Raw genomic sequence first — 24,763 nt, 5'->3', positions numbered from 1 at the left:
ACCCGCTGAAACAGCTCCCACAACTCATCCGGCACCAGCCGCTCAACAATCCCCACCACAGCCAGCAGCCTACTCAGCCAAATGAGATGACGTCTAAGGCCGGCGTCCGACGGGCGGGCCCTCCCCTAACGGGGGAGGGCCCACCAGCTGTCAGGCCGCGTCCATGCGGGCACCCCTTGGGCCGGCGCCTGTACAAGAGCCGGTCTGCTCGCTCGTATCGACGGAGCCACCTGTGCCACAGCCCTGCTGCGCGGTGCCGTGGCCTTCGCGGGCAGCGCCATGGCGGGCGCTTACTCCTCGGCGCTGGGGCCCGGCCAGTGCCAGGGCGTCGACTACAGGACAGGGATGCTGTCCACGCGGCGGCCGAGGAGTTCGGCGACGGCCGCATCCTCCTTGTCCGGGTCACCGCCGAAGTCGACGGTCACGATTGGGTGCCCGCTGGCCCAGGCGGTCTCCATCGCGCCCCGCAGCAGCCGGCCCGCGAACGGGGACGAGGCGATCTCGTCCGTGACCAGGCCGATTACTGTGCTGCGGCTGCGGCTCAGGCCGCGGGCGACGGTCAGACTAGCGGATCGAGGAAGGTCAGCACTGAGGCGTCCTCCTCGATCAGCGGGGCGAGGGCGGCATTGAAGGGGCCGCCGTAGGGAGCCTTCAGGTGGGCTTGGAAGGCGTACTCGTCCCGGTACGTCTCGAAGATCCAGTAGGCGCGCGGGTTGGACGCCTTGGTGTAGACGTAGAAGGCCAGGTTGCCGTCCTCCTCGCGCACCTTCTCGGCGTAGTTCCGGATGAGGCCGGCGACCTCGTCCTGCGCTCCCTCGCGTGCGGTGAACTCGGCGAGCAGGGTCTTGTTCACGGTGTGATGTCCTTCGGTCGGGCCCGGTGTGAGGGTCAGTCGCGGTAGGAGCCGAGGTGCCAGATATGGGCTCGCTCCAGCTTCACCGAGCCGTTCTCGGCGAAGACCTGCACTCCCTGACTGGCGGGGTCGGGGAAGATCTGGTCGGTGATCACTGCTTCGCCGCTGCCGCCGAACACCTCGACGGACGACCAGTCGAGAAGGATCCGCAGCTTCACCTTGCCGTCCTTCGCCTCGAGGGGGGCTCGCTGGACGCCGGGGAAGGAGCTGTTGAAGTCCACGGCGCCGGAGCGGGTGCGGTCGACGTACAGCTCCTGCGTCGTGGTGTCGTAGCCGATGAGTGTCTCCTCGCCCGCGGCGCCGGTGCGCACCTTCAGGCCGAAGCGTTCGGCGTCCTTGAGGGAGAAGGTGGCCTCGATGTCGAGTGCCTTGCCCTTGGCTGCGGGGCCGGCCAGGGGCTTGGTGGTGCTCGTGACGGTGATGCCGGCCGCGGTCGCCGGGGGCTCCTGCCGCAGGGACTTCAGGCTGTTCACCGGCCTGCTGGTCAGGCGGATGCGGCCGTCGACGGTGCGCAGGGCCATCTCCCGGGGGGTGCTCTGTGCGCCCCGCCAGGGGGAGGTGGGGATGGCACCGCCGTAGTCCCAGTTGTTCATCCAGCCGATCATGTAGCGCTTGCCGCCGGGCGCGTTCTCCCAGGACATCGCCGCGTAGTAGTCCTTGCCGTAGTCGGCCCAGTCGGCGCGCTGCAGGGCGGACGTGGCGGGCTTGTCGGCGGCGGTGAACTGGTCGGCCAGGATGTGGCCCCAGCCGGCGGTGTTCCTGTCGACGATCTGGATCTGGGCCTTCTTGCCGGCGTAGGGGCGCAGGTCGAAGGAAGCCCAGTCGAGGGTCTCGCTGTTGGAGCCGGTGGCGCTGCGCACGACCTGGCCGTCGACGATCAGGTCGACGGACGTCTCCTGGGAGACGGGCTGGGCCTTGGTATCGGACAGCATGATGTGGTCGACGTTGATGTGACCCCAGCCGCCGATGTTGTCGTCGACGATCCTGATCTGCGCCTTCTTGCCGGCGAGGTCGCTGACGTCCCAGGAAGCCCAGTTGAGGGCCTCGGCGTCCCCTCCCGTGGCGCTGCGCACGGTGTGGCCGTCGACGAGGAGTTCTACGGCGGTGGGTTCGTCGGCGCCGGTGGGGTGATGGCCGCCGCCGATGAGGAAGTTGATGTGCTTCTTGTCGAGGATGAATTCGGGTGAGGTGAGCGCGCCGGTGGTGGAGTCGCCGTTCAGGAAGGTGTTGACCAGGCCGCTGCCCCGGAATCCGGAGACTTCCTGCTGGCCGGGGAGGGTGCCCGTGGCGGGTGCGGCGCCGAAGGCGTCTCCGGTCTTCGTCCAGTCGCCGTAGCTGCCGCCTTCGAAGTCGGCGAGGACCGTGCCTGCGGGCGGCGGTCCCTGCTCCAGGACGGTTCCCGGTTCGTGTGGGTGGCGTCCGCCGCCGACCTTGAAGTTCAGGTAGGGGCTGTCGACGGTGAATGCGGGGGAGGTGAGGGTGCCCGTGGCGCCGTCACCCGAGTGGAAGCTGTTGGCGAGGCCCTTGCCGTTGAAGCCGTCGATGGTGCCCTGCCCGACCACTGCCCCGGCCGACGCTCCATCGCCGAACGCGGTGCCGGTGGCCGTCCAAGTCCCGAAGCCGGTGTCCTCGAAGTCCTGCACGACTTTCCCGGTGGGCGGCGTGTAGGTGCCCTTGTCCTCGGCGGTGAACGTCGTGCCGTCGAAGTCGCCGATGAAGTACTGGGCGGCTGAACCGCCTGCGATGCCGCCGGGGTTGATGTTGACGACGAGGACCCACTTGATGTGGTGCGGGTCTCCGTCGACCGCGAGGGGGAACAGGTCGGGGCACTCCCACACGCCGCCGGTCGCGCCGGCCGGGCCGAACTCGCTGAGCAGGTCCCAGTCCTTGAGGTTCTTGGACGAGTAGAACCGCACCTTGTGCTCGGTGGACAGCGACACGGTCATCAGCCAGCTCTTCGTGGGTGCGTACCACTGGACCTTGGGGTCGCGGAACTCGCCAGAGCCGATGTCGAGTACGGGATTGCCCTGGTACTTGGTCCAGGTGCGGCCGAGGTCGGTGCTGTAGGCGAGCGACTGGGCCTGCTTGCCGCCGTTCTTGTAGGCGCTGGTGTAGATCGCCACCATGGGCGGGTTCTTCTTCGTGCCGAACCCGGTGGTGTTGTTCCAGTCGACGACCGCGCTGCCGGAGAACACCATCTCCTGGTCGTCGTGCGACAGGGAGAGCGGCAGCTCCTTCCAGTGCACGAGGTCCTTGCTCACCGCGTGTCCCCAGGACATGTCGCCCCAGGAGTTGCCGTTGGGGTTGTACTGGTAGAACAGGTGGTATTCGCCCTGGTAATACACCAGACCGTTCGGATCGTTCATCCAGTTCTTCTGCGGGGTGAAGTGGAACTGGGGCCGGTAGGTTTCGGAGTACGGCCGGGTGTCGGCGGCCAGGGCCTGAGGGGCGAGCGGGGCCGCGGATAGGGCGCAGACGGTTGCCACCGCCGCGATCATCCGTGTGCGGGCCTGCCGGGACATACGTCCAGAGCTCATGGTGTCTCCTGTGCTGCGGCTGTCCGCGTAGCGGAGCCTGCTGCATCGGCGCGGAACCAGCCGAGAGTTGACGCCCCGCCGAGCGCCGACGTCCACGGCGCCCGACAAGGAAGTTACATCGTTGACTTGTGTCATCGATGACATCGAGTGGCCCGATGATGGGGGCAATCCGGCCAACGCGTCAACAGTCCGGGCGCCAGGTCACCTGCAACCGCTACCCCCGTACCTCATGCTCGGCCGGCAGTGGCGAGCTGCTCCAACTGGCTGTGCAGCGGCGGATTCGGACCGGCAACCGAGCAGGTCAGGGCCGCAACCCGGGCAGCGAACCGGCGCGAGTTCGCTCGAGGTGCCCGTCGGTTCGGTGAACGCGTCCGCGACGCACTCTCCCAGGACGGTGATCCGGCGTGGGCTGCTCATGGGCGGCTCTTCTCTGTGAACGCACGGGCGGGGAAGCGGGCACGGACCGGGCATCCGCCGCGGCCGTTACGGACTTGTGTCTCGCGCAAGGCATTGACGTTGCCGGGAGCCGGAGTCCATCATCCTCGGCAAGCAGTGTCAACGATGACATAAGTCAACGCTGACATCCCGGGCGGCATGTGTCCTGATCCCGCCCCGTGCCGCTCGCTATCCCTCAGGAGTCGAACATGTCTCGCCCCACCCGCCTGTCCTCCTCACTCCTCAGAGCCGCCGCTTTCACGGGAGTCGCGGCGCTCACCCTGACGGCCTGCGGTTCCGGCTCCGGATCGGACTCGTCCAGCACCGGTTCGGGCGACGTCAAGGTCGGCCTGATCACCAAGACGGACACCAACCCGTTCTTCGTGAAGATGAAGGAGGGCGCGGAGAAGGAGGCGAAGGCCGAGGGCGTCAAGCTCATGACCGCGGCCGGCAAGTTCGACGGGGACAACGCCGGCCAGGTCACCGCCATCGAGAACATGGTCGCCTCCGGCGTGAAGGGCATCCTGATCGCCCCGAGCGACTCCAAGGCCATCGTGCCGGCCATCGAGAAGGCCAAGGCCAAGGGCGTCCTGGTCATCGCGCTGGACACACCGACCGACCCGCAGAGCGCGGTCGACGCCCTCTTCGCCACCGACAACCTCAAGGCCGGCGAGCTGATCGGCGCATACGCCAAGACCGCCATGAAGGGCAAGGCCGCCAAGATAGCCACCCTCGATCTCGCGCCCGGCGTGTCCGTCGGCGTCCAGCGCCACGACGGCTTCCTGAAGGGCTTCGGCATCAAGGAGGGCGACTCCTCCGTCGTCTGTTCCCACGACACCGGCGGCGACCAGGCCAAGGGCCAGACGGCGATGGAGAACTGCCTCCAGAAGGAGCCGGACATCAACGTCGTCTACACCATCAACGAGCCCGCCGCGCTGGGCGCCTGGACCGCGCTGAAGGCCAAGGGACGCGAGAAGGACGTACTGATCGTCTCCGTCGACGGCGGCTGCACCGGGACACAGGCGGTCAAGGACGGCAAGATCGCCGCGACGTCGCAGCAATACCCGCTGAAGATGGCCGCCGAGGGCGTCAAGGCCGTCGTGACGTACGCCAAGGACGGCAAGAAGGCGTCGGGCTACACCGACACCGGCGTCACCCTGATCACCGACAAGACGCAGGCCGGCGTCACGGCCAAGGACACCGGCTACGGCCTGGAGAACTGCTGGGGCTGAGCCGCCCCCGAACCGTACGACACCGCCCGACCCCGCGCGGCGGCCGTCCCTCCTTCCCTGACCGGGGACGGCCGCCCCCTTGTTCCCCTGTCCTCCGACGCGGACGCACAAGGACATCTGTCTTCCGACAAGGACTTCGCATGACAGCCACGACCACGCCCCCGGACACGTCCAAGCCGTACGCCGGGCTCACCGCACCGAGCACGGCCCGCAGACTGCTCACGCAGCCCACCACCGGCCCGCTGGTCGCCCTTCTCCTGGCCTGCGCCTTCTTCTCGCTCTCGACCGACCAGTTCCTCACCGGCGGGAACTTCTCGCTGATCGTGCAGCAGGTCATGGTCGTAGGCACCCTCGCCATCGGCCAGACCCTGATCATCCTCACCGCGGGCATTGACCTGTCATGCGGGGCCGTGATGGCGTTCGGTAACATCATGATCGCCAAAATGGCCGCCGAGGGCTCCCTGCCCCCGCTCGCCGCCATCGCGCTCGGCCTGGTCGTCTGCAGCGGCTTCGGGCTGCTCAACGGAGCGCTGGTGCAGAAGATCCCGCTGCCGCCGTTCATCGTCACCCTCGGCATGCTCAACGTGGCGTTCGCACTGACCCACATCTACTCCGAAGAACAGACCGTCACCAACCTGCCCGGACCCCTGACAGCTCTTGGGAAGACCTTCCCGCTCGGCAACACCGACATCACCTACGGCTCGCTGGTCACCATCGGCCTGTTCCTCCTCCTCGCCTACACCCTGAGCAGCACCGGATGGGGCCGGCACCTTTACGCGCTCGGCAACAGCCCCGAAGCGGCACGGCTGAACGGCATCCGCACCTCCCGCCTGACCATCGGCGTCTATACCGTGGCGGGTCTGCTCTACGGCATCGCCGCCCTCCTGCTCATCTCCCGCACCGGAGTCGGCGACCCCCAGGCCGGCCAGACCGACAACCTCGACAGCATCACCGCCGTCGTCCTCGGCGGCACCAGCCTCTTCGGCGGCCGCGGCTCGGTCCTGGGCACCTTCATCGGCGTCCTCATCGTCGGTGTGTTCCGCAACGGCCTGCAGCTGATGGGCGTCGCCTCGATCTACCAGACGCTCATCACCGGCGTCCTGGTGATCCTGGCGGTCACCGTCGACCAGATCTCCCGGAAGAAGGCACGATGACCGCGACCACCACCCCAGTGCTGCAGGCCCGCGGCCTGGTCAAGCGGTACGGACACGTCACCGCCATCGACGGCGCCGACTTCGACCTGATGCCCGGCGAGGTCCTCGCCGTCATCGGCGACAACGGCGCCGGAAAGACCAGCCTGATCAAGGCTCTCACCGGCGCACTGACCCCCGACGCCGGCGAGATCCGTCTCAACGACCAGCCCATCACCTTCTCCGGACCGCAAAGCGCCCGCGCCCACGGTATCGAGACGGTCTACCAGGACCTCGCCGTGGCCGCTTCCATGGACATCGCCTCGAACATGTTCCTGGGACGCGAACTGCTCCGACCCGGCGTCCTGGGAAGCGTCTTCCGCATGCTGGACAAGAAGCGCATGCGTCAGGAGGCCGCCGAGCACATGGCCGACCTGAAGATCGGGCTGCGCTCGCTGAACCAGGCGGTCGAGACCCTCTCCGGCGGGCAGCGGCAGGCCGTCGCGGTCGCCCGGTCCGTCGCCTGGGCCCGCAGCGTCGTCGTCATGGACGAACCCACCGCCGCCCTCGGCGTCAAGGAGTCCGGACAGGTCCTCGACCTCATCCGCCGCGTCCGGGACAAGGGCATGCCGGTGGTCCTGATCAGCCACAACATGCCGCACGTCTTCGAGATCGCCGACCGCATCCACGTCCACCGCCTCGGCAAGCGCGCGGCCGTGATCAAGCCTTCCGACTACTCCATGGCCGAAGTCGTTGCCATCATGACCGGAGCGCTCACCGTCGATGAGGCGGGAGGTACCGTCGTAGCGGACTCCCAGGCGGCGAAGGCCGCGGGAGTCAAGGCCAACTGACCTACGACCAAACTCATGGGTTCCGGCCGGCCGGGGCGACACACCGTGCCACCGCGGCCGGAACCGACGAGCAGGGGAGACTGTTTACTCCATGGCAGCGAACCGCCGCCCCACCCTCGCAGACGTGGCCCGGGAAGTGGGCGTCAGCGCCAAGACGGTCTCCCGCGTCCTCAACGAGGACGGCCCCGCATCAGCCAAGACCCGGGAGCAGGTGCTCGCCGCCGTGGCCAGGCTCGGCTTCCAGCCGAACCTTATGGCACGCAACATCCGCGTCGGCGGACCCGACACCACCATAGGGCTGGTCATCCCCGACCTCGGCAACCCCTTCTTCGGCGCCGTGGCCCGCAGCATCGAGGACACCGTCCGCGACCGCGGCCTCACCCTGCTCATGGGCTCCTCCGCGGACGACCCGGACCGCGAACGCGCGTTGACGGACAAGTTCCTTGCCCGCCGCGTCAGCGTCCTGATGGTCGTGCCGTCCGTCGGCGCCGACCACGCCCACCTCAGGCCCCACCGCGCAACGGGCCTGCCCGTCGTCTTTCTTGACCGGCCTGGGGTGGGCCTGTCCACGGACAGCGTCGTCAGCTCCAACCGAGCCGGCGCCCAGGCCGGCGTCACCCACCTGATCAACCACGGCCACCGGCGCATCGGCTTCGTCGGCGATCTCCCCGCCAAGCTCTACACCCGCCGCGAGCGCCTGGCCGGATACCGTGCGGCGCTCGGCGAAGCTGGCCTCTCCTACGACCGTTCCCTGCTCACCAACGCGCACGACCAGCATGGGGCCGCCATCGCCACCGCCGAGCTGCTGAGCCTGGCCGATCCCCCCACCGCCCTGTTCGCAGGCAACAACATCGTCGCCCTGGGGGTCGTTACCGAACTCGCCCGCACCAAACGCAAGGACGTGGCCCTCGTCGCCTTCGACGACGTCCCGCTCGCCGAGGCACTCGAACCGGCCCTGACCGTCGTCGCCCAGGACCCCGAAGAAATCGGCAGAGCAGCCGCGACCACTGCCCTGGCCCGCCTCGACGGCGACCGCTCCCGCGTCCGCACCATCACCGTCCCTACCCGACTGATCGTGCGCGGGTCGGGGGAGCAGCAGCCCGCCTCGCAGCTGCTGCAGGAGGGGTAACAAGCCCGCTTACCTCTTTTCTCCCTGTCCAGCCGGTCGTTCTCCCTCTCCAGCCGGTCGGCGGCCACGAATGGTCCCACGCCACGGCGCGGACGCGGCGGTGTGGCGGCGGCTGGGACGCAGGGGCGAGCAGACGCTGGAGGTTACGGATCACTCCACCACGGTCTCGTGTCCACCGCCTCAAGCGGGCGCGGATGATGTGGTCGACGATCTTGGTGTTCTCCAGGCGGTGGGTGACCGCGATGGTGATGCGGTCGGCGGCGATGGCTTTGATCTGCTCGAAGATCTGGTGTTCACCGCACGAGCCCATTTGGGAAGTCGGCTCGTCAAGGATGAGCAGTCCCGGGCGGCGGTACAGGGCCCCGGAGCAGTGGCACCGTGGTCGCCAGGCGCACCCCGCCGGGCGCGCCACCAGCAGCATCAGGCACGGGAGTGAACGGTCATGGCACGCTCGATCTGGACCGGCGTGATCACCTTCGGACTGGCCAGCCTGCCTGTAGGCCTATACACAGCGACCGAGGACCACACGGTCCACTTCCACCAACTGCAGCGCAACACTGCCGACCGGATCCGCAACCGTCGCGTCAACGAACGCACCGGCATGGAAGTACCGCCCGAGAACATCGTCAAGGGCTACGAGCTCGCCGCGGGGGAGTACATCATCGTCGAGCCCGACGAACTGGACCAGATCGCGCCGGGCCGCTCCCAGACCCTCGACATCACCGACTTCGTCGACCTGACCGACATCGAGCCCGTCTACTTCGACCGCACCTACTACATCGCACCCCGCGGCAAGGAGTACACCAAGATCTACGAGCTGCTCCGCGCCGCGCTCGAGGAGACGGGCAAGGCAGGGATCGCGACGTTCGTCATGCGCGGCAAGCAGTACCTCACCGCGCTGCGCGCCGAAGACCGGCTGCTGGTGCTGCAGACGCTGCACTGGGCGGACGAGGTACGCGATCCCGGGAAGGAACTGCCCGAACTCCCCGCGCACCGCGCAGACAAAGGCAAGGAACTCACCCTGGCCATGCAGCTCGTCGAAGCCCTGAGCGCACCCTAGGAACCAGGCAGGTATCACGACACCTACGAGGAGAAGGTCCGTGAGTTGGTGCAGGCGAAGGCCGAGGGCCAGCAGATTGAGGTGGCGCAGGAAGCGCCGCAGGCCACCAACGTCATCGACCTGATGTCCGTCCTGCAAGGCAGCCTCGGCCAGGCCCGCGGCCACAAGACGGACGCCGAGCCGCGGCCGGCCAAGAAGGCCCCCGCCCGCAAGACCGCACGAAAGCCGGCCACGAAGGCGGCGAAGAGACCCGCTGCCCACAAAGCGCCGACCAAGACGACACGAACCCCCTCGAAAGCCCGCCAGCGCAGCACAGGCAAGGGCGACCTGCGGCAGCTGAGCAAGATGGAGCTGTACCAGCGGGCCACCGAGCAGGGCATCGAAGGCCGCTCCAAGATGAGCCGCGAGCAGCTCGTCGACGCGCTCACCCGCAGCGGACGCCGCCGCAAGAAGAGCGCCGCCTGACAACCACTTGCGACGATGGTTACGCAGCCGCGGGACTATGCACCGGATCGCATGCAAGGGCACAGACTTTAGCCAGCGGCTGGGCCGGCACCGCTGGACCATCGAACGCACTATGGCCTGGCTCGCCGCCGGATGCCGTCGTCTGCACCGGCGCTACGAACGCAACCACTAGCATCGCCTGCACCCTCATCTGCTACCGACGACTCACGTACGCAGACGACTTTCACGAAGCGTCGGCGTAGGCGAGATGGGCGCCGCAGACGGTGCAGCGGAAGAGCATGGCGGTCGCCCCCTCGCCCAGGTGGGTCAGGAAGTGCTCAAGCTGCGTTTCGTCGTGCCAGCCGTCAAGGCGCATATCGGCCCGCAGCTGGTCGAGGGCTTCAGGACGCGCCGCCAGCTCGGTGTACCCGACTTCGCCCACGAAGGCGGCCGCGTCCTGGCAGTGGACGAGCCAGTGCGGATCCTGCCAGGCGTGGAAGCCAGGGGTGCGGCGGGTGACCTCATGCATGACATCCTCGCTGACACCGGCAAGCCCATAGGAGTCGCTAAATTCACCCGCGAAGCGTTCAGCAGCGCTCCCGTCTGCGATGCACCACGGGCAGAAACGACCGTTGACCTCCTGTGCCGTGTAGAAGCTGGCCGTGTAGATCCAGCCTTTGGTGCGTTTGCAGCAGGCGCACGTCTCGGCGTCCGCGCGGATGGACCCGCTTGCGATGGGGTCCGGGTGATAGCGAAAGAAGGGCAGGCTGGCACTCATCACCGGCTACCGATCTGCGCCCTGGTTGCCATGCCTACTGAACCCATGCAGAGCAGTCTGTCCGCGAGCAAGTCCCCGATCAAGCGCGGCGTCGGCTCCTCCTGACCCAGCCACGCCTTTGCGGCAGGTTGCGCGCTCACGCCCGCAACCCGCTCTCACTTTCCGGCTGAAGAGGGGAGTCGTCCTTGGAGAGGTGGTGTGCCATCGATCCAGTTCCGTAGTCAGGTAAGACCAGCCTGAACTACACGCCGTCTCTGATCCAGACCGCCTCGTCAGGTACGAAGGTGTCCGTGAAGATCACCGATGTTGCCGGGCAAGGGGTCTGATCGTGCACCCGGTAATGAGAGGCGTGCCGGCTGGGGCGTAGCCCCGTGCGGGCTGGACCGCAACCTGTCTCCCCTGGCACGGCTGCCGCATAGACATGCAGAGGCCTCCCACCGATCTTCGAGGTAGGGGGCCTCGCTGTGCCCCGGGGCACGCGCGGGCCACCATGGTCAAACTCAACCTTCTTGACGCTGCCGCCGACCATACCCCGCCATGGACCGCAGACCTGGCATGCCAGGAAACAGTCGCAGATCAGGCATCATGACCCCCGGCAAAACACCCGTTCCATGAGGGGACCATGAACATCAGAATTACCGCAGCCGCGTTTTGCGCCGCTGCATTCCTCAGCCTCACCGCCTGCACCGGCACCGACACCAGCTCAGCCGACAAGCCGAAGGCGACCCACACCGCGAGCAAGGCGCCGGCCAAGCCCGCCAAGCTCACCGCGAAGCAGGCCGCCGCCAAGCTCGCCGACGCTACCGGCGTGACCGATCTCGGCAACCCGCAGGACAACACCGGCTTTTGCGCCGACGACAAGAGCAACAAGGGCTGCAAGCAGCTCATCACCACCGACACCGTGAGCATCTACGAGTTCGCCACGCCCGCCGTGTCGGAGCATTGGGCCAAGACGATGAAGCCGTCGGGCGACTGGCGGCAGGTCGGAAGGTTCGGGCTCGCGTTCACCGCTCGGGACCAGAAGCTCACCTCGGACGAGCGGCGGGCTGAGTTGGTGACTGCGCTGAAGAAGGCCACCGCGAACGAAGCCTGATCGACCCAATTGACTGGCCCGGCCGCCCGCTCACGGCTGGGCCTTCTGCATGCCCGGCAGGATTCGAACCTGTGCAGACGGCTCCGGAGTGGTATCCGCTCGTGAGGGCGGCAGTGGGGCCTCCGGGCGGCGTGGTCGCCGCGATGGTGGTGGTCACGCCGGCCGTGACGCGCACCCGCCGTACGTCGTGGGCCGGGGAGGCCCATCCTCCTCGGAGCCGTCTGCTGCTGATGTCGCCCGCCCTGGTGGAGCGCCTGACTGCTCGACACCTGGGGAGTTTGAACAGCCACCCGTGCTCCGCGGGGCAGGCCGCCGACCAGCGTCGCTACAGCCTCACTCCGCTTGGGGCCCGGCTGTGGCGCGCCACCACCGACTCCAGCGTGGCTCGGACCTTCGAAGGGACCCCGCCGACGAGTGGATCAGCTCGTCCAGGTCTTGATCTGGGAGGCGACCTCCCGCACCGGGAGCCCGTCCCGAGCGGCGCGGGCCAGCGGGAGAACGGTGTCCAGGCCGGGGCTCACCGGCATCCCGCACGCCGACAGGTAGGCCGCGGTCACCGTGGCGGCGAAAAGCAGGTTCCGCATCTCCAGGCTCGGGTTTCTCGCCAGCTCGCACAGCAGCGCCGCGGCCTTGTGATGGGGTTCGGGGTAGATCTCATGGTCAAGGATCTCCGCACGGTGACGTGCTTCAGCCGCGACCGGCACGCCGTAGTCGACGACCTGGGGATCTCCCGGGATCTGCTGCGCCACTGCCAGGATCCACGCGAGATCGATACGCAGGTTCACGCGGCGTCTCTCGGTGCCGTCTCCGCCGGCTGGTCCGGGAGGCCGGGGTAGCGGTCCTCACCGACTTCCGCATCGAACACGTCCGTGTAGGCGGCGAGGAACGACGCAGCCCCGGCCATGAAGGCCGCCCGGGACTGGTTCACGTCGGCCTCGATCAGGTCAGCCACGTACCCCTGCAAGCTCAGGCCGCGGCGCTTGGCCCGGGCCTCGGCCGCTGCTTTGACGTCTTCGTCCAGGCGAATGTTCGTCTGCTTTGCCATACCACCACTCTAGCTATGAGCCGGTACCAGTGCATAGCATCTGCCCGGGACCTCAGACCCGGTGGGGGCGAGCGGGGCGGCCGCGCCTGGAGGGACCACATGATCGCCGTGGAAAAAGCCGACCGGCTGCGAGTCCTACCTGCACCTCCATGGGCGCCGCCGGCGGCCACGGAAGGTTGCGGTGCTAGCCCGCCGCCCGAGCACGCTGCTGCCCGACCGGCCGGACATTGCCACGCCGGACGCACTCCACTCATCAAGGGCAGCAACCATGACCACCACACCCCACACCAGAACCGCCGAGCACGCCCTCAGCCAGGCCAAGGAACACCCAAACCCGGCAGTCGGCGGAACCCCGTTCCCGAGGGAACAAATGCCGTTGCGGAACACGGGTGTTGCGAGCCTCGGGCACCGAGCGCCCGTGCTGGCGATCGCCGGCGGCACAGCCTCGGGCAAGTCCACTCTCGCCAAGGCGCTGGCACTCCACCGGCCCACGGCTGTGGCTCTCATCCACCTGGACGACTTCTACGTCCCCGCGCACGACCCACACCGCGGGGTCCGCACACTGAGCGCCACGGGTGCCGAGACGCTGGATTGGAACCACCCCGGCTCCCTCGACGAGGACGCCGCGGCCGCCGCACTCGAGGCGGCGACCACCAGCGGACAGCACGGCATCGTGGTGGTGGAGGGCCTGTTCGCACTCACCCTGCCCAAGATCGCGGCCCAAGCCACCTGGCGGATCTACGTCCACGCCCCCGACGACATCCGCCTGGCCCGCAAACTGATGCGCAAGATCGAGATCCAGCGCCAGGACCCACTTGTCTCCTTGCGCAACTACCTGCTCAGCGGCCGAGACCGCCACGCCGAATACGTCGCCCCCTCCCGGCATCGAGCCGATCTCGTACTCGACGGAACGACGCCTACAACAGACCTGCTGACTGCGGTCAACCACCTGGTCGGCGCGAATCCAGCACCCACCCCCTGACCGGCGGGAGCGGAGGGCCAGGCCCGAAACACCGACTGCCGACCGGGGCACCCTCACCCCACGGCCCCGTCTTCTCCCACCAGAGGAGGCGGGGCCGGCTGCGTCATGCCACCCGTCGCGCCCGGCACGGTCGGCCCTCACGCCGCGTCCGGCGCGGGGTTGCGAGCCTTGCCCGCCGCCACGCCACGGTAGGGGCACCGGCCCGGGGGAGCGGTGACCACACCGCCCGCTCTCCCGGGCCGCCCGACCACGCCCCGAACGGAGAACCCACCCCATGGACCAGCCGCGCACCAGAGGTGGCACCTCCACCCGCGCTGAGCCGCTGTGATGGGTCAGACCCGCCGCGACAGCGGTCCCCAGCGCGCCGCCAAACGCAGCCGCGCCGAGCGCAGACGCTGCCCGTCCTGCAATCGCGGCAACGCCCTGCGCACGGGCACCGACAACTGGCCCGACCCCGACCTAGACGCCCACGTATACGTGACCGTCACCGAGTGGCGATGGCGCGACCAGGACCTGTGCGACTACCGCAAAACCGGCGAGCGGCGCGTGCCGCCGACACCGATCAGGAGCCCCCCGGGTGAAGATTCGCATTGGCACGCCCCAGGCCACCTATACGGTGCCCGGCACGATCAGCCGTCCCCAGCGGCTCGCCACCGACCGTGACAGCCAACGCCTCATGCTCGCCGAGGAGTTCGAAGCCGAGATGGCCCCGCGCAGCATCGAAGGCTCCGGCACGGCCTGCTGGGAAGTCCACACGCTCACCATCCGGGGGCGCAAGATCGTCGGCCGCCGCACCACTGAGCATTTTCCATCCTCATTCTGAGCTGGCCAGATGGAGGGTGAGGACAGCCCGGACGAGGCTCGTGATCCGGGTCGTCGAGCAGCGGAGCTTACGCAGGAGCCGCCAGGACTTGAGGGTGGCGATGGCTTGTTCGACCAGTGCCTGGACCTTTGCGTGGGACCGATTGACGGCCTGCTGACCGGCGGAAAGGCTGCCCCATCGGCCGCGGTAAGGGAAGCGGAACGTGCCGCCTGCGCCCTGGTAGCCCTTATCCGCCCAGCAGCGGATGCCGGCCTCGGCGAGAGCGTCGATGATGCCGTGCTCGCGTGCGGCCCGAACGTCATGGACGGCACCGGCCATGGCTGGTGAAGCCCAAAGGAGGCGACTCTTCGGGTCGGCTATGACCTGCACGTTCATGCCGTGCTGCCCGAGTAGAAGGGACGGTCAGCGGCGATGCGGTCGATGGGCAGAAGCGTCCCATCCAGGATCAGGTACGCCTTCATCGATGCGGCCCGTACCGCTTCGGCAAGCGTGGGGGCGAGGGCGGCGAGGAGCTCGACGGCCTCGGTGATATAGCGGCCTGGCGGCCGGCGTTCAGACGCCGCAATCGGGTGCCGACAGCGCGCCGACGTTCCCTCAGGCGGGTGGCGAGGAAGCGGAGGGCAGAGCTGGACACGTCGACGCCGGACGGGTACACAAGCATGCGAATCCTCTGGTGGATACGGTTCTCTTGGTCGAAAACCCATCTACCAGGGGCTTCATCCGTACGTCAGGACAACTGCCAAGTTGCCGCAGCGGGTTGCAGTTGGAAGCCTTCAGCCGCAGGCTGGCTGATTGAGACGAGTCACGATCGCGACGATCGCCAGGATCCCGGCGATCACGCGGAAGCCCGTCGGACCTGGCCATGCACTCCGTCTGGCTGCTGGCTGCACATCCCACATCAGCCGCGCCACACCCCCGTAGTCGCACGCCACCAGGAGCAGTGCACCCACCGGTAGCACCCAGATCCACTCGATGTGCAACTTCTCTCCCTTCATGCCTCCAACAGACGTAGGCCTCGAAGCCTCAAGCCCTCCACTCAACACCTCAAGCTGAGGTTGGAAATGGCTCACTGACGCATGGACCCAGCGCCGCTTCTACTACCCGGGGGAGTTCCACGACGACGCACCCGACTGGGTACGCACTCTGGCCGAGCAGGTCCTCCCGCACAGCCCTCGCCCGCTGTTGTCCGTCGCACCTTCTCCATCCCCGATCAGCTACAGCAACGCCCGTGACGGATGGCCGAGATCCGACGCACCCGCGCCCATCTCACCTAAAGGCCCCAACCGCCCCTAGCGTTGCGGGCCTTGCCCGCAGCCCGGCAGCGGTACGGTCACCGCCCCGACGAGGGGGCGGTGACCTGACCACCCCACCCCTGCCGGCGCGCGGGCGCGCCCTGGCAGGTGTCGGCCCTGGCCGAGAGCAAGCAGAGCATGGGAGCACGTCGTACGCAGCATGTGGCGGGATGCCGCTGGGCTGAGCTTCGACGTGTACCGCACCGATGGCACCTGCCTGACCGACGTGGGATTGCTGGAAGACCACCCGTCAGCGCACGACCTGCGGAGTCTGCTCGAGCAAGCGCGACTCACGGCGCACTTCTGCCGCTTCTGCGGCAAGCACATCTCCAAGACCGACCCGCCTCGAATCGTCTCGATGGCCGGCAGCGGGATCAACCCCTGGTGCTGCGCCGACTGCTGGGACGACCGACTCGAGTGACGTCGGCGGGGGAGGTAAGGGCGCTCATGCCCCGGGGGCGCCTTCCTCTTGGCGCTCGCCATCCTGGCTGACACCTTCACCGCGTCGGCCCTGCGCGCTTTTCGGCCCGATGAGTTTGCGAACGGCCGCACACACACGGCTTTGGCAGCCACCATGCTGATGACGAGCATCACGCCGCGCACTTCCTCGTATCGGGAACGCCGCCCCTTTCATCCGTTGTCGCAAGCTTGGCGTCCTCGCCCCGCGGTCATTGGATGAGCCGTACGCAACAGTGCGCCCACCCTGATCCCCGTGTCAGAACCCAAGTACCAAATTCGAGCCCTGCACGGGCACTGTCTACCAGGCCTACGCCCCGGAGATCGGCCTGCCGGCGGCCCGGGAGGGGCGTTCCCCGGCGGTGTGGCAGCGGGACCGCATGACCTGGGTCATCAAGGCGCGTTCACGGCCTTTTCCCTCTGTCGGAAGTGGCCGGCCCCTGCAAGGGAAAAGTCTCCCCGCTGATCCAGTGCTCGAGGCAGGATTTGCAGAGGACCCGGCTCGACGCCGGGTCCTCTGCGGCTCTGTGGGTCAGTCGGTGTCGTCGCCGCACTCCGGCTCGGCGAGGCTGTCCTGCCGAGCCGCTCGGGTCGGCAGGGAAGGCTGAGTGCCGTCCTTGGCGACCGGCTGGAAGTAGTGGTCCAGCGCCCAGGCGGCCACGCGGGTGCCGGCCCGGCAGCCGACTACGTCCGCCGTGCGGGAGTGGACGCCGCCCCACACACGTGCGTCGACGACGTCCCGGTTGAGGTCGTCGGCGGACCCGTAGAACCGCGCGGTGCCGGTGACCTCGGAGGGGACGTAGAGGTCGATGTGCGAGGTGCGGAGGACGCCGGTCAGGGCGCGTGCCACGGCGGCGGCGACGGTCGTATGGCCGGCGATGTAATCCGGGTGTGGTGGGGTGAGGAGCAGCGGCTCCCAGGCCGGGTCCGCCGTCGTCGCGGGGTTGCCGTCGGTGTCGGCGAGGCGGATGGCGGTGATCGGCCGCCAGGTGCCGTAGTGGAGCTTGGCGTCCCATGCCGTGACGACGGCGTCGGTCGCCGACGCGTTCACCGCGGCGAACAGCCGGGCCGTCTCGGCGATGCCGAGCCGGTGCCGGGCGGCGTGGTCCCGTACGGCGATCTGGACCTGTTCGACCAGGTTGCCGCTGAAGAAGAGGGCGGTCTCGGTCTGCTGCGCGCTCCTGCCCGAGCCGGTCTTCACGCCCATGGTCTTTAGCTCCTGGACATCCTCGGCGTAAGCGGCCGAGGAGAGGGCGGGTGGTCCGCCGGGCCGGAACTGCTGCGGGGAGGCGAGCAGGAGGGGGCGGAGCCTGGCGAGCCAGGTGTCGATGAAGGGCTGGAACGCGGGCGGGGTGGGCCGCCAGACCCCCGGTGCCGGGGAAGCGGTGAACGGAACGTCGGCGAACCTTCCGTCCTCTTCCCGGAGTTCGATGATGCGGGCGGCGGCGCGCTTTCCGTAGTCCACGCCCTGGTCTCTGGTATGACTGGCCGGAAGAGCGGCGAGCGAGTCCGCGTAGGCGGTGTCGAGCCGCTCCTTGAAGGCGGGGAAGTAGGTGAGCAGCATGTCGTGGGCCGCGGTGGCGGCGGCCGCCGCGGAGGATGCCTTGGCAGGACCGCGCTCGTGCCATTTGTACAGGGCGTAGCCGCCTTCGATCCCCACCACGGCGTTGTACACGGCGACGGAGACGAATCCCTCCCAGATCACTGCCTGCCCGGAGGGGCGTGGGCCGAGGCTGGTCTTGATCGTGTCGGTGGCGATGGCGTTCCACTCGCGGACCACGGCTGCCGGGTCCGCCGTGGTCCGGGTGTGCGCGTCGGGGGGACTTGTCGCGGCGGTGAGCGTCACGACGGCGATCGCCGCGACGGCACAGATGAATCCCCGGGCACGTGAACGTGGGGGAGCGGGAAGAGGGGGCTCTTGATACACAGCGTGCTCCCTAGAGTTGAGTGCCCAAGGCATAGCAACGGCCTACTGGGTGAGCAAGACAACTCGCCGCGAACCGGGCAGGTTCAAGGCGCCCTCGAACGCCTCACCGCCCGCTGTGCGGAGATCACCGCCGGACAGCCCCTGCACCTGCCCCGGGCCCCGGCGAACCGCGCTTCTCTTGTTCCCCGAGAGCTCCCCATCGCAGCCTGTTGACCTGCTCTGTGACACCCTCACCCCGGACGCCGCGTCAGCCCCAAGCCGGCCGGTCCGACTCCTCAGCCACTCGACCCGAACCGTCGCTGTGGATGCGACGTGGCTGCTGCCGCCGAAAGACTCTCGGCGCAAGAGGGCTGTCAACGCGGCTTGACGTGGGTCATCAAGCCGCGTTCACAGGCTGCAAGAGCACGTGCTTGAGCGCTGGGCTGCATCAACTCCGTTGGGTGAGTCCGCCGAAGCGTGGATCATGGATTCGTGATGAAGTGGACGAAAAAGGCGGCGCCGGCCGAGCAGTCGGAGCGTGAGCCCGAGCTGTCGGCGTACCAGCGTGCTATGCGGAACCGGCTTCTCGCTGTCCCCGTGGTGCCCGCTCCTGAACCCTGGCAGCCCGTCTTCGGGTGCACGTACGGCGTTGCCGTCGGCGGTCTGCTCGGGATCGGCTTCGCGACGCATCCCGACAGCGGCCATGATCTGGTGATGGTCGTCTCCTCAGACGGTCACGGTCTCTTCGACGCCGTCACCGGGTACAGGATCGCCAGGGATCGCGATCCCAACCTCGAGGACAGCACCCCCGACGCGGTTGCCGATCTGTCCTGCCCAGGACTTGGGCCGATTGCCGGGAGCCGTGTGCGCATCGCAGGGCTCTTCGGCGGAGGGCTGCACACCGGGGACGGCTGGGCCCTGGAGGTCGTCACCCCTGCCTGGCCCAACGAGCGCGTCCTGCTGTCCCGCGACGGCAGGCTGCCCCACTCCAGTCCGCACGCAGAGCAGTGGTGGCACATCTTCCAGTGCGGTGAGCAACTGTCGCACCGGCATGCGGCCACCGATGGTGTCGGACCGGTTCAGCAACTGTGCGAGCGTTACGGTGCGGGCCTTGAGCCTCGCCCGGACCGCACTGCGGGCACGACGCGCGAGGATGCGTCACCTTGCCTGTCACCGTCTCCTGCGGGCGCATCTTCCGTCGCCGTGCTGGCAAACTGCTCGCTCATGGGATCCGAAGTCATTGCGGCGCTCATCGGTACGCCGGCCGTACTCGTCACTGCCGCCGCTGCGTGGGCTGCAGGCCGTGCGCAGGGCCGTGGCACCTACCACGGGACGGTTGACGCGGTGCGCCGTGCCGCTCAGCGTGAGGCGTACGCCGAACTGCACCGCACGGCGAGGCGCTTCATAGAGGTGCACAAGGCGGCCGAGGTCGCCGCTCACCTTGATCCGCCGAGAGATCTCACGGCTGACAGAGACGCAGCCCTGGATGGTCTTGAACACGCGGCAGACATGGTCTCTCTCGAAGGTCCCGACGGCCTTGCTGACATTGCAGAACGCCTCTCCTCGAACGCCCGTCGCTTCGGGGGACAGCGCGACAGCGTCACGGGGGGCCGCATCGTCGTAATCAATGCCGATGACCCACTGGGACACGGCATGCTCGTCGAGTCGGTGCGTTCATTCAACGAAGCTCTCGATGAGCTGTTGCCGGAAGCCCGACGGTATCTGAATGGAGGACCTACACCTTGAGGCCCGACTGCGAGACGGTGAACTCAACGTCGAGATCAACTACCCGCCCAGTGGCGGCCATGGGCTGGACGAGGAGTATGACAGCCACTACCTCGACGACGTCTCGGTGACTTTGCCATCGTGCTGACTGCTTCAGCTGCGCTGGCTGCCAACTGGTTCCGAGCAGCTACGACCTGATCAGGCAGGCGGGGCTGGACACCGAATTTGATGTTGAGGGCCGATGCCGATGCCCATCCCAGCGTGGGCGTGCACGACAGCACGTTGGCTCCTTGAACCCGGTGCCGTGCTTGAACGCCGCATCGACCCGCTCGCGCCCCGGCCGGGTTTCGTTTTCATGGTCCTGGGCCAGCGGCCCTCTTGGATCGCATGTCGAGCCTATGCAGCTAGTGGCCCGGACATGTGGTCCATTTGAAGAGTGACTAACTGGGCCAATCGTGGCATGGATCTGCACCTGGACCTTGGGGGGGGCAGCGCACTGCAAGCAAGAGGGGTTCTCGACCTGGCCCCCGGCGGTTCATCGTGTCCAGCCGGGAGCGGATGCTCGGCGACGAGCGCAACGGGGGAGCGTGAAAGGTGCCAGAGGTGTACGCCTGCCCCGCCCCCGGCTCCCCCAGGGGCGGGGCTGTCTCGCGTTCCCGCCCGTGCCGCAGCGCTGGTCGCGGCTTGCGTGGCTTGGTGGAGGGGGCAGTGCGCGGGCGTGAGGGCGCGGCTCCCGCCCCGGCCACCTGCCGGGTTGTGGTCGAGCTGCTTCCGGCCCGAGTGGCGATGGCCCCGGCCGACTCGCTCCCTCCCTCCCTCCCTCTGTCACCTCTCCCCAGGAGTCGTCACGCCCGCGTCCGCTGCTCCGGTCGTTGCCCCCAGCCTTAAAACTCCCGCCCGCTCCGGGCGTGTCCGTCCCGGGCATGTCCGTGCCGGTGGTGTCCGCCGTGGTCGAGCCCGCTCAGCTCCCGTCCGTCGATCTGCTCTCTTACGACGGGCCCCGCATCTGCGCGGCGGACTTCTTCACCCGGGCCAGGCAGGGGCGTCCAGTGACCACGCTGCCGCCCTTCAGGGACGGGCACTGCGTGTTGTTCCTGCGCGGTACCGAGTGGATGCGCATGCTCAGCCAGTGGATCGCGCCCGGTCAGCCGTCCGGCGTGATCCTGCCCGATGGGGTGGTGACCGGCTGGTGGCGGACGAGGACGATGCCGGGCAGCCGGTTCGTGCGGGTCCACCGACTCATCCCGAACGAGACGGGGCTGATCACCGGGGATCACTACCTCAACCGGGTGCGCTGCCTGAGCCTGCGCAAGGGCGCATTCACCTACAACGAGCCCGTCTCGGGGGACTGGCTGCGGTCGATCGCCCGGCAGGCCGCCCACACCCGCACTGTGAGCGTTCACCTGGAACTGCCCAGCGGCATCGTCACCCTCCACTCCAGCGACGTCGGTGACGTGTTCCTTCCACTCCACCACCCCGGCCGTCTGGGGCGTGACAGCGCCTGCCGCCCGCCCCGTCTGCCCCTGGCCCCGTCTGCCCCTGGTCCCGCACCGAGGGGCCAGACGGGGCGGCCACCGGGGCCCGGACGACCCCCGGGCGCAGTGGGCCCCCGGCGCCGCCTGCGCGGCCAGGTCCGTCCCCCTCCGGGATCCCGCGTGCCGGGGCCCCGCCGGGCCACTCGCCCGCCTCGCCGGGAGGCGTGGGCAGGTTCGCTGACGGCCCGCCCCGGTCCCTGCGCCCCTGCGCGCGTCGCAACCCCAGGGTCAGCTTGCAGGACGCTGAGGCCACTGCCGCCGCCTGCTGGAACACGACCGCGCCGTCGCAACCGGCCGCGGCCCCGTGTCGGCCGCCGACGCCCGATGGGACACCGACCCGCGCGGCTACACCCGCCAAGAGCACGTCGCCGTTGTCCTCGATGACTACGTGCGGGGTCCTCCGAGTTCCCGTTCGCGCCCCGTCGGCGCTTCCCCGGTCCCGGCCCCGGGCCACGTTGCGTACCGGTCGTCGGGTTTGCTCGGCTAGCCCCGCGCGGTCGCATGGTCGCTCCCGTCAACCAGTCTCATTTCACAGGGAGTTACCTTCGTGACGACCGCTCGCCGCCCCTACCTCGCACCGCTCGTATCGGCACCGCCCGCCCCCCACGCTGGCTCCGGCTACGCCCGGACCTGACCGCGCCCGACCCGGCTGCTCCGGCCGCGTACATGGTCACCGTGTTCGTGAACACCGCCCATCACAGTTTCGACGGCTGCCGGCCCCGCCATCCGCTTGCCGAGGTCACCCATCCGAGGGCAGCCCCCTGTGGCTGGTCTTCCACGCAGGCCTGCGGACCGGTGCAATGAGGCCGCCGCCGACGCCGCCAACTGCGTCGGCAACCGCGAGGGCGTCGACGACCACGGCCAGAGCTGGCCCACCGATGTGCGTTCCGAGTCCACCGGCGACGTCGTCAAGGTCATCGGCCCCGACCACTGGATCATCCATCTCAGCGTCGACGGCTGCGGTTTCTTCCTGGTCCCGGAGCCCACCCTCCTGGTCCCTCTCGCCGGGCCCTGCCCCACCCGCCGCCGCCTCTGACTCCCGGCCGCCCCGGCCCGCCGCGTCGCACGTCCCTGCACTCCGGTACTTCCGGGGTGCGGGGCCGCCCTCGTCCGCCCCCCCTCCGCCCCGGGTCCTCCCCGTACCCACGCATGGCCCCTCGGGGCCCCGCCGCCCCGCCGCCCTGACGCCGCCGTGCCGCGCCGCGCGGCCGCGCCCCGCCTCGGGGCCGTCCCCGGCTCCCGCCGCGCAGCTGCTCCCACACCCCCGCCCGGGTGCATGTCGAGCCCCCGGTTACCGGGCCGCCGGCCGCCCCGCCCGGCCCCGGGTGCGGGCCCGGCACGCCAACTCGCTCATTCGAATGAACGCCAGCAGGAACCGGAATGGCGAACCGTTCCACCAGGACAGGCGGATGTCATAAGGCTCCTGCGTCTACGGCGGCCCCAAGCAGGCGTGACCGCGCTGCTCGCCGCCGCCGTCCCGACCGTCCTGGCCGCCTCACTGATCGGCCTCGCGCCCGCCCACGCCACGACTCCCGCGGACGCGCCCGCCGCAGCCCGGGACCAGATCGCGTGCCCGCGCGGGTTCGTGTGCATCTACCCCGACATCCACTTCAACGGGCAGCCCTACGGCAAACGCGCCGTCGACGGGTCCGTGCGGCACCTGGTGATGTGGCTGGAGGGGCTGGTCAGCGCCGGCTCAGTCTCTTGATCTCGGCCAGCGTCTGTTCGACCGGGCCCGTCAGGACGTCGAGCAAACCGTAGCGGGTCCGCACCTCGCGGTTCGTCTCTTCGGAGAATTCTCGGCCCTCTTCACCTTTTCGCGCGATGACCACTGACACTTCTGCACCGTGGGAACCAAAGCGCCAATAGGTGCTGACGCGCCGCTGGGCTCTCGTATATCGATCGATCGCGCTGTTCTCTCTCATCTCGGCCATTTTGACGATGGTGTCGTTCTCTTTCGATCTCTTGACCCACTGGGGCATCTCGGCGCCCCGCCAAGAATATCCGGGTCGCCCGAAACTTCCCATAACAAGCCGGTCTTTGCGCGCCAAACTCAGGGAGGAGTAGAACGTGAGCTTCTCGTACGGCGTGTCGTTGGGAAGCTTGACAACGATTCGCGTAAGCGACTCGTCGTTTTCCTGGACCCAGTTTCCGGCGGGAATCCATGGCTGCGCCGCCACCAGCTCGCCGGGCTGGTAGACCTCCCGGCGAGTGAGCGGATGCTTCTCCCGAGCCTCGGCCCATTGCTCGGCATCCTCCTGCCACCTCGCGCGAGGCAGGTCCCTCGACTTCAACTGCACCTTCTCTCCCATGACATGGAACTCAGCACCCAGCACATGGAAACTCACATCACTGTGGTTGACGAGCTTGATGTCGACCGGCACGGAGAACGCCTGGCCGTCCTCGCTGGGCACCGCCTTGCCCACGGACAGCTGCACGAGAGGTGCGGCCGCTCGCCGGTACGGCTGATAGAGGTACTGGTAACTGAAATTAGCGATCGCCACAATGGTGGTGACAATGAGTGCCACAGCCACCCGCTTCGGAGTGGGGATCTGGTCCAGTCTCCGCCACACCGAGATGACTGCCCAGAGCGAACCCAGCACGAGCAGGCTGAAAAATACCGGATAGCCGACTTTCTCGCCGTCCTTCCATGTCTGGAACAGAAGCAAGATGTTTGTCAACAACGCCACGCCGGTACTGATCAGCGCGACCATCCCGAAGTTGGAAATCGGCCCTCGAACCCAACAATCCAGAACCGCGGCCACACCCACGATCATGGTGAGAACCACCAGCACGAGGGCCGCTCCGATCACGCAACTCGTGAAAGTCAGAGCCTCGCTGAGGTCCTCGAGGCCCCACCAGCCCACCGGCCACCCCGTCAGAAGCAGGACCAGCACAACCCCAGCCATTTCCGCCCGCGAGCATGCTGATCTCGTCAGGCCCCGTCGCACCATCACGTGCGAGCCGGAGCCGGCCCCCGATTCGGACCCTGGGGAAGTCGTCACATGATCACATCCTGGCGTCGCATCGGAGTCCGAGCACCATGATCCGATGTGATCCACGCGATCACTATCCGCATTCCTCCGATCGGCCCACCCGGCCTGCGCGAAGGCTGTATCGACGGACCCCTCTGACGTTGACGCTCGGAGGGGGCTTGTTGGTGTTACGGGCGTTGGCTGACCTGTTGTGAGGTTCCCCCGAGATGCGGGGGTTGGGTGACAGAGTGTCAGATGGGTCTCAACGAGAGGAGCCCAGACGATGCCTGCCCCGAGGAAGTGCCCGCTGGAGTTGCGTGAGCGTGCGGTTCGGATGTACCGGACTGCTGAGCCGAAGCCGCTTCATCGTGGGCCGGGACATCCCGCACGGCACCGGGGTCGAGTCGCTGATCCCGACAGTG

The 24,763-nt window shown here is 68.3% G+C and carries 22 protein-coding genes and 5 pseudogenes; 15 read left to right on the top strand and 12 right to left on the bottom strand.

Going from position 1 to position 24,763, the window contains the following annotated elements; translation table 11 throughout:
- Positions 1-344: 344 nt before the first annotated feature.
- From ABZ478_RS34095 to ABZ478_RS34085, 3 genes and pseudogenes are all read right to left on the bottom strand, one after another.
- A pseudogene (locus tag ABZ478_RS34095) lies at positions 345-557 on the bottom strand (transcriptional regulator); the annotation flags it as partial.
- Positions 558-559: 2 nt separating this feature from the next.
- Positions 560-853 carry an antibiotic biosynthesis monooxygenase family protein gene (locus ABZ478_RS34090; RefSeq protein WP_359555694.1) on the bottom strand — a complete coding sequence of 98 codons (294 nt, stop codon included), beginning with the start codon at positions 851-853 and terminating at the stop codon, positions 560-562.
- A 35-nt stretch (positions 854-888) separates the two neighbouring features.
- On the bottom strand, positions 889-3,450 hold the full coding sequence (locus ABZ478_RS34085; protein ID WP_359555691.1) for a GH32 C-terminal domain-containing protein: 2,562 nt from the start codon (positions 3,448-3,450) through the stop codon (positions 889-891).
- 644 nt (positions 3,451-4,094) lie between these two features.
- On the opposite strand from ABZ478_RS34085, the gene ABZ478_RS34080 reads away from it, so the two are divergent.
- The 4 genes from ABZ478_RS34080 to ABZ478_RS34065 all read left to right on the top strand — a co-directional run bounded on the left by ABZ478_RS34080 (position 4,095) and on the right by ABZ478_RS34065 (position 8,227).
- Positions 4,095-5,117 carry a sugar ABC transporter substrate-binding protein gene (locus ABZ478_RS34080; RefSeq protein ID WP_359555688.1) on the top strand — a complete coding sequence of 341 codons (1,023 nt, stop codon included), beginning with the start codon at positions 4,095-4,097 and terminating at the stop codon, positions 5,115-5,117.
- A 140-nt stretch (positions 5,118-5,257) separates the two neighbouring features.
- Positions 5,258-6,271 (top strand): ABC transporter permease, encoded by a 1,014-nt coding sequence (locus tag ABZ478_RS34075; protein ID WP_359555686.1) that lies wholly within the window; start codon positions 5,258-5,260, stop codon positions 6,269-6,271.
- Positions 6,268-7,098 (top strand): ATP-binding cassette domain-containing protein, encoded by an 831-nt coding sequence (locus ABZ478_RS34070; RefSeq protein WP_359555684.1) that lies wholly within the window; start codon positions 6,268-6,270, stop codon positions 7,096-7,098. Before ABZ478_RS34075 ends, ABZ478_RS34070 begins: the two co-directional genes overlap by 4 nt.
- Positions 7,099-7,189: 91 nt before the next feature.
- Entirely contained in the window at positions 7,190-8,227 is a 1,038-nt protein-coding gene (locus tag ABZ478_RS34065; protein ID WP_359555681.1) for a LacI family DNA-binding transcriptional regulator, read from the top strand.
- Positions 8,228-8,420: 193 nt separating this feature from the next.
- Here the strand turns inward: ABZ478_RS34065 and ABZ478_RS34060 are convergent.
- Positions 8,421-8,597 (bottom strand): annotated as a pseudogene (locus ABZ478_RS34060) (ABC transporter ATP-binding protein); the annotation flags it as partial.
- A 72-nt stretch (positions 8,598-8,669) separates the two neighbouring features.
- Here ABZ478_RS34060 and ABZ478_RS34055 point away from each other — a divergent pair.
- From ABZ478_RS34055 to ABZ478_RS34045, 3 genes and pseudogenes are all read left to right on the top strand, one after another.
- A complete protein-coding gene (locus tag ABZ478_RS34055; RefSeq protein WP_359555679.1) occupies positions 8,670-9,287 on the top strand; it encodes a Ku protein in 618 nt (205 codons plus the stop codon).
- A 45-nt stretch (positions 9,288-9,332) separates the two neighbouring features.
- A complete protein-coding gene (locus ABZ478_RS34050; protein ID WP_359555678.1) occupies positions 9,333-9,752 on the top strand; it encodes a hypothetical protein in 420 nt (139 codons plus the stop codon).
- Between the two features lie 40 nt (positions 9,753-9,792).
- Positions 9,793-9,994: pseudogene (locus ABZ478_RS34045) on the top strand (transposase); the annotation flags it as partial.
- Here the strand turns inward: ABZ478_RS34045 and ABZ478_RS34040 are convergent.
- Complete coding sequence (locus ABZ478_RS34040) at positions 9,976-10,509, bottom strand: CbrC family protein (RefSeq protein ID WP_359555677.1); 534 nt, start codon at positions 10,507-10,509, stop codon at positions 9,976-9,978. The pseudogene ABZ478_RS34045 and the gene ABZ478_RS34040 overlap by 19 nt on opposite strands.
- Positions 10,510-11,131: 622 nt before the next feature.
- Here ABZ478_RS34040 and ABZ478_RS34035 point away from each other — a divergent pair.
- Entirely contained in the window at positions 11,132-11,602 is a 471-nt protein-coding gene (locus ABZ478_RS34035; RefSeq protein ID WP_359555675.1) for a hypothetical protein, read from the top strand.
- Positions 11,603-12,021: 419 nt separating this feature from the next.
- Here ABZ478_RS34035 and ABZ478_RS34030 read toward each other — a convergent pair whose 3' ends face one another.
- Complete coding sequence (locus tag ABZ478_RS34030) at positions 12,022-12,387, bottom strand: hypothetical protein (RefSeq protein WP_359555674.1); 366 nt, start codon at positions 12,385-12,387, stop codon at positions 12,022-12,024.
- Positions 12,384-12,647 (bottom strand): hypothetical protein, encoded by a 264-nt coding sequence (locus ABZ478_RS34025; RefSeq protein ID WP_359555673.1) that lies wholly within the window; start codon positions 12,645-12,647, stop codon positions 12,384-12,386. Before ABZ478_RS34025 ends, ABZ478_RS34030 begins: the two co-directional genes overlap by 4 nt.
- Before the next feature lie 418 nt (positions 12,648-13,065).
- Between ABZ478_RS34025 and ABZ478_RS34020 the strand changes: the two genes are divergently transcribed.
- Together ABZ478_RS34020 and ABZ478_RS34015 are read left to right on the top strand one after the other, a co-directional pair.
- Complete coding sequence (locus tag ABZ478_RS34020; RefSeq protein WP_359555672.1) at positions 13,066-13,629, top strand: hypothetical protein; 564 nt, start codon at positions 13,066-13,068, stop codon at positions 13,627-13,629.
- A 577-nt stretch (positions 13,630-14,206) separates the two neighbouring features.
- The gene (locus ABZ478_RS34015) at positions 14,207-14,452 is read left to right on the top strand and encodes a hypothetical protein (RefSeq protein WP_359555669.1); all 246 of its coding nucleotides are present in this window, start codon (positions 14,207-14,209) and stop codon (positions 14,450-14,452) included.
- On the opposite strand, the pseudogene ABZ478_RS34010 reads toward ABZ478_RS34015, so the two are convergent.
- Both ABZ478_RS34010 and ABZ478_RS34005 read right to left on the bottom strand, forming a co-directional pair.
- Positions 14,444-15,113, bottom strand: a pseudogene (locus ABZ478_RS34010) (transposase family protein). The gene ABZ478_RS34015 and the pseudogene ABZ478_RS34010 sit on opposite strands and share 9 nt — an antisense overlap.
- Positions 15,114-15,225: 112 nt before the next feature.
- Positions 15,226-15,447, bottom strand: coding sequence for a hypothetical protein (locus ABZ478_RS34005; RefSeq protein ID WP_359555668.1), 222 nt, complete (start codon positions 15,445-15,447; stop codon positions 15,226-15,228).
- 490 nt (positions 15,448-15,937) lie between these two features.
- On the opposite strand from ABZ478_RS34005, the gene ABZ478_RS34000 reads away from it, so the two are divergent.
- Positions 15,938-16,165, top strand: coding sequence for a hypothetical protein (locus ABZ478_RS34000; RefSeq protein WP_359555665.1), 228 nt, complete (start codon positions 15,938-15,940; stop codon positions 16,163-16,165).
- A gap of 358 nt (positions 16,166-16,523) precedes the next feature.
- The gene (locus ABZ478_RS33995; protein WP_359555700.1) at positions 16,524-16,808 is read left to right on the top strand and encodes a hypothetical protein; all 285 of its coding nucleotides are present in this window, start codon (positions 16,524-16,526) and stop codon (positions 16,806-16,808) included.
- On the opposite strand, the gene ABZ478_RS33990 is transcribed toward ABZ478_RS33995, so the two are convergent.
- Positions 16,733-18,046 (bottom strand): vanadium-dependent haloperoxidase, encoded by a 1,314-nt coding sequence (locus tag ABZ478_RS33990; RefSeq protein WP_359555662.1) that lies wholly within the window; start codon positions 18,044-18,046, stop codon positions 16,733-16,735. The genes ABZ478_RS33995 and ABZ478_RS33990 overlap by 76 nt on opposite strands.
- A gap of 555 nt (positions 18,047-18,601) precedes the next feature.
- Between ABZ478_RS33990 and ABZ478_RS33985 the strand changes: the two are divergent.
- Positions 18,602-19,129: pseudogene (locus ABZ478_RS33985) on the top strand (hypothetical protein); the annotation flags it as partial.
- 1,690 nt (positions 19,130-20,819) lie between these two features.
- Here the strand turns inward: ABZ478_RS33985 and ABZ478_RS33980 are convergent.
- Complete coding sequence (locus ABZ478_RS33980; RefSeq protein WP_359555660.1) at positions 20,820-20,951, bottom strand: hypothetical protein; 132 nt, start codon at positions 20,949-20,951, stop codon at positions 20,820-20,822.
- A gap of 1,178 nt (positions 20,952-22,129) precedes the next feature.
- Here ABZ478_RS33980 and ABZ478_RS33975 point away from each other — a divergent pair.
- Together ABZ478_RS33975 and ABZ478_RS33970 are read left to right on the top strand one after the other, a co-directional pair.
- The gene (locus tag ABZ478_RS33975) at positions 22,130-22,402 is read left to right on the top strand and encodes a hypothetical protein (RefSeq protein ID WP_359555657.1); all 273 of its coding nucleotides are present in this window, start codon (positions 22,130-22,132) and stop codon (positions 22,400-22,402) included.
- A 414-nt stretch (positions 22,403-22,816) separates the two neighbouring features.
- Positions 22,817-23,074: a peptidase inhibitor family I36 protein gene (locus tag ABZ478_RS33970; RefSeq protein WP_359555656.1), complete on the top strand. Its 258-nt coding sequence runs from the start codon at positions 22,817-22,819 to the stop codon at positions 23,072-23,074.
- Here the strand turns inward: ABZ478_RS33970 and ABZ478_RS33965 are convergent.
- Complete coding sequence (locus ABZ478_RS33965) at positions 23,052-24,263, bottom strand: hypothetical protein (RefSeq protein ID WP_359555654.1); 1,212 nt, start codon at positions 24,261-24,263, stop codon at positions 23,052-23,054. The two genes, ABZ478_RS33970 and ABZ478_RS33965, sit on opposite strands and share 23 nt — an antisense overlap.
- Positions 24,264-24,763: the final 500 nt, after the last annotated feature.

The sequence above is a fragment of the Streptomyces sp. NPDC005706 genome, assembly GCF_040631045.1.
GTDB lineage: Bacteria > Actinomycetota > Actinomycetes > Streptomycetales > Streptomycetaceae > Streptomyces.
Note: the sequence above shows the minus strand (reverse complement) of the source record. Positions and strands in the feature narration are given on the sequence as shown.